Origin of the sequence: Bacillus sp. JJ783, from assembly GCF_036963225.1 — a bacterium.
GTDB classification, from domain to species: Bacteria; Bacillota; Bacilli; order Bacillales; family Bacillaceae_G; genus Bacillus_A; species Bacillus_A cereus_U.
Map to the genome: position 1 here is coordinate 18,950 of NZ_JBALMG010000058.1, position 12,819 is coordinate 31,768.

A 12,819-nucleotide genomic window follows, 5' to 3' on the forward strand; every position below is an offset into this window, starting at 1 on the left:
GACTTATTTACTCCAAATCTTTTCCCCAGTGTGGGCATCAATATAACGAATTTCTCGACTACACTCGAAAGGCTCTTTATAATTTTCACCCGTCGTTTGTTTATACAGTAATTGATATACCGTTTCCTCTGCATCATTATCTATATACCATTCTAATTTAACTCGGATGGCCTCTTTGTATATTTCTAACACTTTTTCTTTTGTTACTTTTAGTGTTGTTTCATATGTGAGCACTTCTTTTATAAAGTTGCTAGATTCTCCTGAGTAGTGCATCACAGCACCATTTTCTGTATTGATATTGACCCTAAATTGGTTATACTCTGCTGGAATACCATTCATATATACGGAAAAGGTAAATCTTTCAATCCCATCTTCTGCTTCTTCACGTTCTTCCCAAAGACGGAGATATTGTGTCACATCTGGAATAACTCGTTCTAAAAATTGAAGTGCTTTTTGTAAACATTCCTCTCTAGACAGTATTTGTTTTACTTCTTTATCGTCTGTCAGTTTTATAAAACCAATTAATTCATTGGTTGATTTATCAATCGTAATGCCAACTAAATTATTATATTTTAACATCGGTAAATGCTTTTTAAAGAATTCATTCATTATCTGTTTGATTCATCATACCCTCTCCTTCATTACAATTTAAGGTAATTATAACAAACAAAACCAAAAGTCATTAGCAAAAAGACAAAAAACTGAAACAATTAGTTCATACGAATTTCACATGAATCTATTACTATAAGTATTGTACATAATGAAATTACTAACAATGACGTTTATTCATATATAATTTCATTTGAAAGGGGTTGAAAAGATGAAAACTAAATATCGCTTTATGATCTCATCATTTGCTGCTTGCGCCTACATGATTTGGTGTTTAGTATAGTAACAACTTCACTTGTAAATAAGAAAAGGTGTGTATATAAATGGAATATAACCAATCAACCGTTAACTACTGGAAAGCTTTTGTATTACCTTATACATTCGCTTTAGAAGAGTTAAAAACTAAATTTGAAATTATGAACCGGGAAGCTCAATTTTTAGAAGACTACAACCCGTTTGAACATATAAAAACAAGACTTAAACAACCCGAAAGTATCATTAGGAAGCTTGAGCGTAAAAATTTATCACCAACAGTTGAAAATGCTCAAACACAATTACAAGATATTATTGGCATCCGTATTACATGTTGCTTTGTAGAAGATATTTACCATTTAAAAGGGGTTATTGAAAATCGTGGAGACATGGAAATTGTAGAAGTAAAAGATTATATTGCCAATCCAAAAGGAAATGGCTATAAAAGTTTGCATATGATTATTAAATATCCATTGTTACTAAATTCTGGTACGAAAGATGTATTTGCAGAAATTCAATTACGTACACTTGCGATGGACTTTTGGGCAAGTTTAGAACATAAACTTTACTACAAATATGAAGGAAATATACCTGATTATTTGAAGGATGAACTACATGACGCTGCTATGAAAGCTGAAGATCTCGATAATAAGATGGCAACAATCCGTCAAGATATTGATGACATTGAAGCATGTTCAAATCAAATTTTATTACCACTTTAAAAAGGTTCTCTCCTATGAGAACCTTTTTTTATTCCGCTATTTGCGGGCAGTAAGACTCCCACTGATTAAAGTTTCACTTTATTTCTTCTCTATCGTACGAACTTCTTCAATCTTCCACCCTTCGTCTTCTTTTCCAAGTGCATACTGCATTTTCTTTTGAAGAGTAACCCCTCCATCTACTTCTTTTTCCTCCGTTTCAACAATAACAAGCCCACCTTTAAGAGCTTTCATATTCATATGTTCCAATTCTATTTTCTTATTTCCCTTTTGAAATGCCGCTTCCTTTTGTGTTTTTAAGTCTTCAGCACTAGGCATCTTCTTTGAAAATAACTCCATATGCTCAGCAAGATTTTTTTCATTCGTCGTCCGTACAAATGCCTCAATAACATCTTGAATGGATTTCTCTTCTTCTTTCGTTATATGTATCTTTTCCTCAGTTTTTTCAGCAGATTTTTGTTCTATATTATTCTCTTGAGATTGACACCCAACTAGCAATAATACAAATACTAGAAGGAATCTTAATTTCCCTAAAAAAACTCTCATCTTTCCATCTCCTAAAAAGAAAAGTGAGGCATTTCGCCTCACTTTCATTTATAATTAGCGTCTTCCTTTATTCGGATCACCGCCGCCAACGATGTCAAAGACACGTTTAGCTATATTTGTATTTTCTTGAACGCCAGAGAATAAGTATTTACCTGGTCCGAATGCATATACGTTCACATCTTCACCTGTATGTCCACCCGTTGTCCAACCTGTAACCGAACGCTTATTGAAGATATCTTCAATTGCATTATCAATCTTTGTTACATCTTTTGATGGAGCTATATCATTTACAGCTTTAATTTCTTCTGATGTTAATTGTAGATCAATATACTTTTTCAATGTTTCTTCTACATTTGCACCTTTTACAATCTCATTTGCCATAAAGTCTGGCGTACGTTTCGCAGCTTTAATCGGATCTACTTTAAAGTTATACTCCCCATTCGCACCTAAAGATAATCCGCCAGTAGCATGGTCTGCAGTTGCAACAACTAATGTGTTCTTATCTCTTTTCGCAAACTCAATTGCTGCTTTAAACGCTTTTTCGAAGTCTTCCATTTCACTCATTGCACCGACAATATCATTATCATGTCCAGCCCAATCAATTTGACTACCTTCGACCATTAAGAAGAAACCATTTTTATTTTTGTTCAAGCGCTCAATCGCGGTATTTGTCATCTCTTCTAATGAAGGTGTTTTGTCAGTACGGTCAATCATTTTATCTAAACCACCTGGTGCAAATAAACCAAGAACTTGATCGCTTTTATCATTTAATAATTGATTACGATCTGTTACATAACTATAACCAGACTTCTTAAATTCTTCTGTAAGATTGCGGTCTTTTCTAACAAAGTTATTCACACCGCCGCCAAGCATAACATCTATTTTATGCTTACCTTTAATTTTCTCATCAAAGTAATCATTTGCAATTGCGTCCATATTTTTACGACTAATATCATGTGCACCGAATGCAGCTGGTGTTGCATGCGTAATTTCAGACGTTGCAACGAGTCCCGTTAACTTCCCTTTTTCTTTCGCTTGCTCCAATACTGTTTTCACTTCAGCTTTATCATTATCTACTGCAATAGCTGCATTATATGTTTTTATACCTGCTGACATCGCAGTAGCTGCCGATGCAGAGTCTGTAATATTTTCATGTTCATCTTCTGGATATGTTTTTTGTGTTCCTACAAGATGCTTATCAAATTCTGTAGATTCCATCTCAAATGTTTTTGGATTATCTTTCATATAACGATGAGCTGTCATATATGAAGGCCCCATACCATCCCCAATTAATACAATGACATTTTTAATCTTTGCATTGTTTCCGTTCTCATCCGCATTAACCTCACTAGAACGCGTAAAATTCCATGTTGCTACCGAAGTAACTGCTAACGACGCCACAACTGCAAATGGCCATGCTTTTTTTACAAACTTTTTCACTGTCTTGTCCCCCTAATTAGGTTATTCATTTCCCACTATCAAATTTAATAGAAAACTGTTAAGAGAAAATGAGTTATATGTAAATTTTTTGTTAACTTATGTAAATTTCAGTTATAATTTGTATAAGTTTGTCTTGTCATATCAAACATACTTCCCTTTACAAAGAAAAATATAAACATGTTGGATTTTTTTAATACGAACCTATTATTTTACATTTCGTAATATTATTCTTATTTTTTCTAATTTAAATAGAAATATGGTGAACTTTATGAAAACAGTAAAACTAGACGAATCTTCCATTCCAGATTTACTCTCTCTTTGTAAATCAGTCGGGTGGTTACAGCATGAGATTTTTATGAAAGAGCAATTCCATATGTACCTTTCCATTGGCACAATTTTTGGCTATGTACATGAGAATAAACTTATTGCAGCGGGCGGGGTCTTTTCATTTGCCCCTGGATTTTCTTCTATCGGTATGTTAATCGTGCATCCTGATTTTCAAAGAAAAGGAATTGGCCGTATTTTGTTAAGCAATAGCTTAACAGTAACTCATCCATCGCTCCCTATTACGCTCATTTCAACAAAAGCTGGCGAACCCTTATATGAATCTTATGGATTTCAATCAATAACAACAATTCATCGTTTCGAAAAACAAGCGGCTCATATAAGTACAAATTCTTTTCCCATAAAACAAATTCAGCAAGCCGATCTTCAATCTCTCATTTTTCTTGATCAAACTGCGACTGGTGCATATCGTTCTAAGCTTTTTTCATCGCTACTATCGAGAGCAACTTACTCCTTTAAAATAGAACGGGATAATCAAATAGATGCTTTTGCTTTATGCATACAAAAAGGAGATGTACTATGTATCACTCCGCTTATATCAAAAAAAGAAAAAGACGCTATTCAGTTATTAGAAATGATTTGTAAATCGTGGAGTGGGACGATACGCATTGATGTTCCGCACTCACAATTCATATTCCGCCAATTTCTTCAAACAGCAGATTTCCAGGAAACGCTCCTTTCACCTCTTATGATAAAGAATGGTAATCAACTTCCTGGAAATCGTAATATGCTATTTGCTATGATAGATGCAGCGTTATGTTAGAAAGGGGACACCTAATTGAAGCGGTTTAGCTATTTTATGGTAGGTTGTCTTACTCTTACACTATTAGTAGGATGTAGTGCAGCAGAAAAGCCAGTAGAACAAGTAAAACAAGTTAAAAATACAATTACAGCGAAACTAGCTACCGAGGAAAAAATGGTAGAGATAGATGGTCAAACGATTTACTTTAAAAAGATTGGTGATGAAAAACCACCTTTACTTATGATCCATGGATTTGGAGGATCCTCCGATGGTTTTCAAAAGATTTACTCAGATTTAGCAAAAAATCATACGATTATTTCTGTTGATGCTTTAGGATTCGGACGTTCCTCTAAGCCGATGGATTTTTATTATTCTTTTCCAACTCATGCAAATTTGTATTATAAGTTAATGAAAAAACTAGGGTATGACTCATTCGCAATACTGGGACATTCGATGGGCGGAGAAATTTCTCTTAATTTAACATATTTATACCCTGAAGCGGTTACCCACCTTATTTTAACTGATGCTACAGGCGGCCCTCATACTCTCGTTAATAAACAAGGTTCACCAAAACCAAAGTTGTCGACTGATTTAAGTGCCGTTTCTTCTATTGCAGATTATGATGAGAGAAAAGTTAAATTCAAGCGTAATGATGAAGAGCATTATAATAAAATGAAATTATGGCCTAGACGTCTTCAAATCAATGCAAATGAAATTAAGCAACCAACTTTAATTATATGGGGAAGAAATGATAGTAGCGTTTCTTGGAAAGAAGGCGAAACTTATCATCAATTCTTAAAAAATAGTACTTTCCATATTATTGAAAAGGGTTATCATGCTCCATTTCGTCAAGAGCCACAAGAATTTGTAGGGTATGTAAAAGATTTCTTCGAGAAAAATCCTATAAATGCTGAAAAATAAACGGGTATCTCTTTTTGAGATACCCGTTTTCATATATTAAGCAGCTTGCTTTTGGCGTTTTTGAGTTTTTGATCCTAGTACTTTTGGAATAACGAAGCCATCAATTCCAAGTTTTCCAGCATTCATACCAGAAACAAGAACGAACATGGATAAGATAACCATTTCAGGGTTTACACCAATTGACCCACTAAACATATAGGAAAAGTTCATTACAAGACCGAAAAAGACCGCTGTTTTTGTTAAACATCCTACAATTAAACCAATTCCGACTAAAATTTCTCCCCACGTCACAAGTGTATTAAATAAATCAACGTTTGGAATTGCAAAATCTTGTAAGAATGATGCCCACCAAGATTGAACAGCTGGTTGTGCTCCTTTAGATTTTTCAATTGCACCTTGTAAATAACCAGTTGCATCGAAGCCTTTTCCTTGTAGTTTACCGATTCCAGCCATTACCCATGTGTAACCAAGATACACTCGAATTATCGCTAATACAAAAGAAACTGTTTTGTTTTCTCTTAAAAATTGAATAATCATATCTTCCTCCTAAAGTTGTAATTAAGTCAGTTACAGATAATATAATAACATTAGTTACTTACTTTCAAAATGTTAATCGTGAATAATTCGTGACATACATACAAAACATTAAATACTAACGTATATATAGTAACTTTTATTACCTGTAAAAACTTGAACATATCATACCACAGGTGATAATCATTTTCATTGAAAAAAGTGTAAAAAAAATGTGAAACACATTTATTCGAATATAGAATAAACGTGTTTCACGCTATTTATATAATCGAAATGTATGTGTCTCCTCATCGATTAATCTCGCTTCTTGAACACCTTCTTCTAACATTTTGTCATGGTTAATAAGCCTGTAAAATAAGCGTATTGTAAACATAAGTGCTACATTTCCATCTACATAAGCTATCGATTTAACATGTGATTTTGTATCTTTATGTAAAATGGATTCTACTAGTTTCAACTCCCTAAATTCACAATATGTGTAATATGCAATTTTGCATATTACTTAATTTCCGCTACGCCAAAGTATACTCTCTGCTCATTTAAGTCGTACACATTTCCCCCTAACTCTTCCATTACAAATCCCCCTCCTATAAGTCCATTTCATATATACCCGTTTCTTTCAAAAAATCAGCTCTAGTTAAAGCGACTTTCTGTAAATATTGCCTATACGCTGTAATTGTTCCATCATGTGAAACGATACAAACTTTTTCTGCTCTTAACTGATAGCACCAGTGCAGAAATTCATCTACTATTTGCTGAAATTCCTTCTCCGAGATAATATTGACTCCCTCATTCCATAACAATTCATTTGTACTTTCTTCTAATGAAAAATGTGGAAATAAATTTTTTATTACCTTTCGATCTAACAATTGATCGCACGGCAATGTTTTGGCGGATTCCCGATAAGGGAAAATACGCGGGGATATATATGGATGAACAATTTTTTGACAAGCAACTTCCGCACTCCACATTGCCACAGTTTGTAAAGTTCGAAGTGTAGGACTAGCGATTAATATATCCTTTTCTTGTAATGGTACATCGCACTGAAGTAATTTAGCCTGCTTCTTTCCCACACCCGTCAATGACGGATTCACCGCTTGTAAACTTAATGGTAAATCTTTCGTATGCTCACCTTCACCATGCCGAACAAAGACAAGTTTCATTCTCCTCTTCCTCTCACTAGAAAATGGTCTCACATATTTCTTCCCTAATTTTTTCTTTACTCCTGCTATTTTAAAAAGCAGAATGTAAAAAGTGTTTGACATCAATATTCGGAAAATATTACAATTATATATATGTAAAATATTTTTTACAAGAAGAGGAGGATTACAAATATGAAATGGATTATCTTCTTTATCGGAATGATCATATGGGGATACATAAATGGCTTTTTTAATAGCGATAAAACTGCTAATCCTTGGATTACAGATGATGAACGGGAAACAAAAATTAAGCAGAAGGCAATTATCGCAAGCTGGTCTGGTGTTTTCATGTTTTGTATCTTTAACCTCTTAAACAAATGGTTAGGTTTAGGAACGAGCGATACATCACCTTACTTACCAGCTCCTGTCGCAACTATTTTAAAAGAAAATGTAGAGTTACAAGTTTTACTTATGTCATTCATTACATATGGACTATTTTACGTATACTACCGAAGAAAACTAAGCGCTTAACTTTTATCTCATGATTATCCTCCTAAATGGTTATAGTAACTAGGACGTAATGAAAAAAGGAGAGATATAAAAATGAGTAACTCAAATGATTTTTTAGATACATTACATGAAAAACAAGCAAAAGATGAACAAAACAGAAAGCGCCAAGGGAACGGAAACCCTGCGAAAAAAAAGCCAAATAAAACACATAAATAACATTGAAAAACCTGCCTAAAAATTATATTTTAGGCAGGTTTTTTTACTTGTCTTTAACCGAAACGACATCTTCCCAATCCCATTTCTCATAATACCACTCTGGCACATCTATATTTTCAATCCACTTCTTTTCATATTTCCCATCGCTATGAGCAAGCCATACATCAGCTTTCTTACGATTTGAACGGATCCACATTAATTGGTTGCTCTTCTTAATAAAAATAGGGTTATAATCGCCTTGGCTATTTGATGGCTTTGTAATTTGATGTTGTTCATCGTTTATACTATTTACTTCATATAAAGATGGTAGTGGTCTTTTTTCTAGAGGGACCGATAGCTCTGCTTCCTTTGCCCTTGAAACGATAATTACATTATCGTTCTTCCATGTGAAATCCCAATCAACATAGCCTTTTGGAGTAAATGTATTTTGCTGGAGAGCCGGCAATTCTTTTATTTTTAAATGCTTATTCTCTAAAGCAACTCTCCCGCTTCCTTCAATATAGGCTAATATATTTTTTGATGGCGCCCATTTGAACCATTGTGTGTTTAATAACATTTGATCTACTGTTTCAAAACGACTGCCGTCTGATCGAATTAAGCAAAGTGTATTACTATCCGCTGACAAAGAAGCTGTTGGTACTGCCAAAAAAGAAATCCATTTTTGATCTGGCGACCACTTAAATCCACTTCCAACTAATGCTAAAAAGTCATCATGCTCATTCGGTAGTGCATATAAATGTTTCATCTTATGAGGATTCATATTTGCATCCTTTTGTATTTCATATAACTGAGCACCTGTCCATCCTGTTGGAAGCAAGTACGCTTCTGATGATACAAGAAACTTCTTACCATCAGGATACCATGCATAGTCACCTGCACCATTGGCTACATTTTCAAAATCTGCTTTCTTTTTTTCAACATCAAATATATTTAATGTACGTGCAAATACAAAGGCAATTATATTCTCTGTTGGTGACCATTGATAATTCGATGTTGCTGATTGAGATGGTGTAACTTTCTTGCCATCTTTCAGCCGATACAGTTCAAAATGATTTCGCTTCTTTCCTTTTGCATATGCAAGCCATTCTCCATTATGTGACCATTTCGGCCCTGTTATGTACTCTCCTTTTGTAATTTGTTTTTCTTTTTCACCGAATTTAATCCATAGATTATGATTACGAATAAAGGCAACTTTCACTCCATTGTTTTCTGCGCTAGTAATAGAACTTGAACAGAAAAAAAGGCACAGAATCACGATTCCACTTACTATAAACCTTTTCATATCCCCCCCATTTCCCCCTTTAGCATTCCTCATATTCCGCTTACTATATGCAAATTTTATCCATTCGACATAATTCCAAAAAATTTCCCAAGAAATTTTCAATTCAAAGAGGATTGGTATGAATTATGTCGAATGTATAGTTTAGCCAACATCCGTTCCTATAATTAACGACAAAAATGCAATATTTATTTTCTGAAAATTGGCACTTTTTGTTAGGGGGAGTTTCAATGAAAAAAACTACATCTACACTATTAAGTATGGCGCTCGTCTTTTCGAGTTTTGGAGCTTTAAGCGCCCATGCTGAGTCACTGCAAAAAGAGAAGCAATTTAGTCCACAGTTAAAAGCGAATATTGAACAATGGGGAGAAAACAAAATCGCGCAAAATGTTGAAACAAAAACATCAAAAGAAATTTCTGTCATTGTAGAATTACAGCATGCTCCACTCGCTTCACAAAGTAACATTCAGCATGCTCCGGATCTAAAAAATAGCAATGTGCAATCATACCATGCGCAACTAAAAAAGGCACAAGAGGATACAACAAAGAAAATTAAAGAAAAAGCCCGAAGGCAACGATAAAAGAAACATATAGTACATTATTTTCTGGGTTTTCTATTTCTATCCCAGGAGATCAAATTGCTGCTTTGGCTTCTTTACCTGAAGTAAAAGCAATTTATCCGAACTTAACATATAAGTTACATGAAACAACAAAAAGCCCAGCAGATCAAGAAACACCAAATGTTGGCGGCCCTACAGTTGGTGCACCTGAAGCTTGGAATTTAAAAGATCCAACTGGCAAACCCCTTGATGGAAAAGGAATGAAAGTCGCTATTATCGATTCAGGTGTCGACTATACCCACCCTGATTTACAAGCAAATTATATCGGTGGCTATGATACAGTCGATGAAGATAATGATCCGATGGATGGAAACGTCCACGGTACCCATGTTGCTGGAATTATTGCTGGTAACGGAAAAATAAAGGGGATTGCTCCGAATGCTTCTATACTCGCTTACCGTGTCATGAATGATGGTGGTACTGGTACGACCGATGATATTATTCAAGGTATTGAGCGCGCTATTCAAGATGGTGCCGATGTTTTAAATCTATCTCTTGGTCAAGATTTGAATGTACCTGATCAGCCTGTAACATTAACGTTAGAACGTGCAGCAAAGCTTGGGGTTACTGCGGTCGTCTCAAATGGAAATGATGGACCAAAACCTTGGTCTGTTGACGCTCCTGGTAACGCAAGTAGTGTCATCTCTGTTGGAGCATCTACAGTTTCTATTCCATTTCCAACCTTCCAAGTAGCCGGTTCCAATAAATCTTACCAAGGATTACCTTTATCAAAAGCAGATTTCCAAGTAGGAAACGATGCTCAGCTTGTATATGTTGGCTACGGTAATCCAAGCGATTACGCTAAACAAGATGTGAAAGGGAAGTTCGCCCTTGTTTTACAAGGAACTTCGAGCACGTTAGTAAAAGCAGAACAAGCGAAACAAGCTGGCGCTCTCGGCGTGCTACTAATTTCTAACGAAAAAGAAATTAATATTATGCCCGAATATTTTGGACGTGAAGATGTAGCTCTTCCAGTTATGCAACTATCAAATACAAATGGTGAAGAGTTGAAAAATTTAATTACAAAACGAAAGAAAAATATAAAATTGGACAACCAAGCCAAACCGAACTTATTGGTAACTTCAGTTCAAGAGGACCATCACAAGGAAGTTGGCTCATAAAGCCTGATATAGTTGCACCTGGAGTGAAAATTACTAGTACAGTACCAAGAGGTGGCTATGAATCTCACAACGGAACAAGTATGGCTGCGCCACAAGTAGCGGGAGCCGTTGCTCTGCTGCGTCAAATGCATCCTGATTGGACGACAGAACAATTGAAAGCAGCTCTTGCCAACACTGCAAAAACATTAAAGGATGTCAATGAAAATACATATCCTGTCATGGCACAAGGATCTGGTTTAATTAACATTCCAAAAGCAGCAAAAGCAGATGCATTAGTGAAACCAAACAATGTAAGTTTCGGTCTCATTAAACCTAATAGTGGCAAAGTGAAATTAACACAAAATATTACGTTACAAAATCTTTCTAACAAAAAGAAAAACTTTTCAACTCGCATTGAATTACTAGATACAAAAACAAAAGTCCAGACTTCTTTCCCTTCTTCTATTAGCATTAAACCGAATAGTAACATCGAAAAGCCTTTTACTATTACTGTTGATAGCTCCTTACCACAAGGTGTATATACGGGAAATCTATATGTAAAAGAGCAAGGGAAGACTGAAGAAATGCGTATTCCATTTACATTTAGCATCGATCCGAAAGAATACAAGCGTATTGATGGCCTTGAAATCGTTAATTCTACTTTCAGTCCAAATAATGACAGAATACTAGATGACAACCTTATCAATTACTATTTAGTTACACCAGTTGAGGATGTAACTTTTCATGCTAATTTAATTACGAAAGACCGAGTAACATATAAAGGAATCGTTCATCAAGGTAAGAATGAAACACCAGGTTATAAATCCTTCAAATGGAATGGTACGAAAACTGATGGATCACCTCTACCTGATGGCTTATACCAAATTGAAGCTGTTGCTTCTAATTCTGGAGGAGAAACGAAACAAACAGGAGCTGTATTTGTCGACCGCACTGCACCGAAATTATCGCCTGAAGTAGATCAAGAAAACCTCGTAATTAGAGGGAAAGTAGATGATATACTTTTAGATTGGATGACAGAATCCGGATGGGTTGCTCCAGGACATCCAGTAACAATACAGTATGAAATTAATGGAAATGGCGTATGGGAAAATGCATTCTTGAACCATTGGGAGAAAAACTTTGAAATTTATTTCGATCGCAATCAATTACAACAAGGGAAAAATACAATCCACATTGCAGCAACTGATGCAGCCGGAAATACATCTAATTTAAACGTCGATTTAGAAATGAAATAATAAAATTATTGTTGACAATCTTTTAAATATAGTTTTATAATACAAAACATAGTTTAGTTGAACGAATTATATATCGGCTTTGAAGGAATACTAGTAGCGACTTATATCCCTGTCTCAGAGAACTGATGGTTGGTGCGAATCAGTACATATACAAGCGTGAATTACAATTCTGGAGCTTCTTTCCCGTAATGCTTTTTACGCACGAAGAGAAAGACGGATCTTTCCGTTATCTTAAAGTAAGTGGTAAACAATTAATTGTTTACAAATAGGGTGGTACCGCGATTTTTATCGTCCCTATCGGATTTTCCGATAGGGGCTTTTTTGCGTCCTTCCCTTTTAAATAACTTCATATTATACGCGTTGAAAGAATCGCAGTAGTATCTTATATCCCTGTTTCAGAGAGCTAATGGTCGGTGGAAATTAGCACATATATAAGTACGAATTACAATTCTGGAGCTTCTTTTTCGTAGTGCTTTTATGCATGAAGGAAAAGACGGAGTTTTTCCGTTATCATTAGTTGAGATGTAAGTACCTTTTCACTTACAAATAGGGTGGTACCGCGATTTTTTCGCCCCTATCGGATTTTCC

General features: G+C 35.1%; 10 protein-coding genes, 3 pseudogenes and 2 other annotated features. Of the genes and pseudogenes, 6 read left to right on the top strand and 7 right to left on the bottom strand.

Features of this window, described 5'->3' with window-relative positions:
• Window positions 1-3 precede the first annotated feature (3 nt).
• Window positions 4-612, bottom strand: a pseudogene (locus V7038_RS13465) (YcdB/YcdC domain-containing protein); the annotation flags it as partial.
• Window positions 613-932: 320 nt separating this feature from the next.
• Here V7038_RS13465 and V7038_RS13470 point away from each other — a divergent pair.
• Window positions 933-1,583 carry a GTP pyrophosphokinase gene (locus V7038_RS13470; RefSeq protein WP_002111928.1) on the top strand — a complete coding sequence of 217 codons (651 nt, stop codon included), beginning with the start codon at window positions 933-935 and terminating at the stop codon, window positions 1,581-1,583.
• 78 nt (window positions 1,584-1,661) lie between these two features.
• On the opposite strand, the gene V7038_RS13475 is transcribed toward V7038_RS13470, so the two are convergent.
• Window positions 1,662-2,126 carry a hypothetical protein gene (locus V7038_RS13475; RefSeq protein ID WP_070146889.1) on the bottom strand — a complete coding sequence of 155 codons (465 nt, stop codon included), beginning with the start codon at window positions 2,124-2,126 and terminating at the stop codon, window positions 1,662-1,664.
• 54 nt (window positions 2,127-2,180) lie between these two features.
• Window positions 2,181-3,566 carry an alkaline phosphatase gene (locus V7038_RS13480; protein WP_335470504.1) on the bottom strand — a complete coding sequence of 462 codons (1,386 nt, stop codon included), beginning with the start codon at window positions 3,564-3,566 and terminating at the stop codon, window positions 2,181-2,183.
• Window positions 3,567-3,834: 268 nt separating this feature from the next.
• Here V7038_RS13480 and V7038_RS13485 point away from each other — a divergent pair, with 268 nt between their 5' ends.
• Window positions 3,835-4,674, top strand: coding sequence for a GNAT family N-acetyltransferase (locus tag V7038_RS13485; RefSeq protein WP_335470506.1), 840 nt, complete (start codon window positions 3,835-3,837; stop codon window positions 4,672-4,674).
• Window positions 4,675-4,689: 15 nt separating this feature from the next.
• Window positions 4,690-5,574 carry an alpha/beta fold hydrolase gene (locus V7038_RS13490; protein WP_070146892.1) on the top strand — a complete coding sequence of 295 codons (885 nt, stop codon included), beginning with the start codon at window positions 4,690-4,692 and terminating at the stop codon, window positions 5,572-5,574.
• A 36-nt stretch (window positions 5,575-5,610) separates the two neighbouring features.
• On the opposite strand, the gene V7038_RS13495 is transcribed toward V7038_RS13490, so the two are convergent.
• The 3 genes and pseudogenes from V7038_RS13495 to V7038_RS13505 form a co-directional block, all read right to left on the bottom strand.
• Window positions 5,611-6,111 (bottom strand): DoxX family protein, encoded by a 501-nt coding sequence (locus tag V7038_RS13495; RefSeq protein ID WP_070146893.1) that lies wholly within the window; start codon window positions 6,109-6,111, stop codon window positions 5,611-5,613.
• 253 nt (window positions 6,112-6,364) lie between these two features.
• Window positions 6,365-6,693, bottom strand: a pseudogene (locus V7038_RS13500) (delta-aminolevulinic acid dehydratase); the annotation flags it as partial.
• Window positions 6,694-6,695: 2 nt separating this feature from the next.
• Entirely contained in the window at window positions 6,696-7,271 is a 576-nt protein-coding gene (locus V7038_RS13505) for a histidine phosphatase family protein (protein WP_070146894.1), read from the bottom strand.
• Window positions 7,272-7,442: 171 nt separating this feature from the next.
• Here V7038_RS13505 and V7038_RS13510 point away from each other — a divergent pair, with 171 nt between their 5' ends.
• Both V7038_RS13510 and V7038_RS13515 read left to right on the top strand, forming a co-directional pair.
• Window positions 7,443-7,781 (top strand): phosphoglycerate mutase, encoded by a 339-nt coding sequence (locus V7038_RS13510; protein ID WP_070146895.1) that lies wholly within the window; start codon window positions 7,443-7,445, stop codon window positions 7,779-7,781.
• A gap of 72 nt (window positions 7,782-7,853) precedes the next feature.
• A complete protein-coding gene (locus V7038_RS13515) occupies window positions 7,854-7,976 on the top strand; it encodes a DUF4023 domain-containing protein (RefSeq protein ID WP_000071861.1) in 123 nt (40 codons plus the stop codon).
• A gap of 43 nt (window positions 7,977-8,019) precedes the next feature.
• On the opposite strand, the gene V7038_RS13520 is transcribed toward V7038_RS13515, so the two are convergent.
• Window positions 8,020-9,258 (bottom strand): TolB family protein, encoded by a 1,239-nt coding sequence (locus tag V7038_RS13520; protein WP_070146896.1) that lies wholly within the window; start codon window positions 9,256-9,258, stop codon window positions 8,020-8,022.
• A 227-nt stretch (window positions 9,259-9,485) separates the two neighbouring features.
• Here V7038_RS13520 and V7038_RS13525 point away from each other — a divergent pair.
• Window positions 9,486-12,231, top strand: a pseudogene (locus V7038_RS13525) (S8 family serine peptidase).
• A gap of 70 nt (window positions 12,232-12,301) precedes the next feature.
• Window positions 12,302-12,530: a binding site (T-box leader), on the top strand.
• Window positions 12,531-12,582: 52 nt separating this feature from the next.
• Window positions 12,583-12,810 (top strand) — a binding site (T-box leader).
• Window positions 12,811-12,819: the final 9 nt, after the last annotated feature.

What these genes read in the sequence shown, in the direction of transcription:
- V7038_RS13470 (WP_002111928.1), top strand. Translation starts at nt 933, where the DNA reads ATGGAATATAACCAATCAACCGTTAACTACTGGAAAGCTTTTGTATTA.
- V7038_RS13475 (WP_070146889.1), bottom strand. Translation starts at nt 2,126, where the DNA reads ATGAGAGTTTTTTTAGGGAAATTAAGATTCCTTCTAGTATTTGTATTA.
- V7038_RS13485 (WP_335470506.1), top strand. Translation starts at nt 3,835, where the DNA reads ATGAAAACAGTAAAACTAGACGAATCTTCCATTCCAGATTTACTCTCT.
- V7038_RS13495 (WP_070146893.1), bottom strand. Translation starts at nt 6,111, where the DNA reads ATGATTATTCAATTTTTAAGAGAAAACAAAACAGTTTCTTTTGTATTA.
- V7038_RS13505 (WP_070146894.1), bottom strand. Translation starts at nt 7,271, where the DNA reads ATGAAACTTGTCTTTGTTCGGCATGGTGAAGGTGAGCATACGAAAGAT.
- V7038_RS13510 (WP_070146895.1), top strand. Translation starts at nt 7,443, where the DNA reads ATGAAATGGATTATCTTCTTTATCGGAATGATCATATGGGGATACATA.
- V7038_RS13515 (WP_000071861.1), top strand. Translation starts at nt 7,854, where the DNA reads ATGAGTAACTCAAATGATTTTTTAGATACATTACATGAAAAACAAGCA.
- V7038_RS13520 (WP_070146896.1), bottom strand. Translation starts at nt 9,258, where the DNA reads ATGAAAAGGTTTATAGTAAGTGGAATCGTGATTCTGTGCCTTTTTTTC.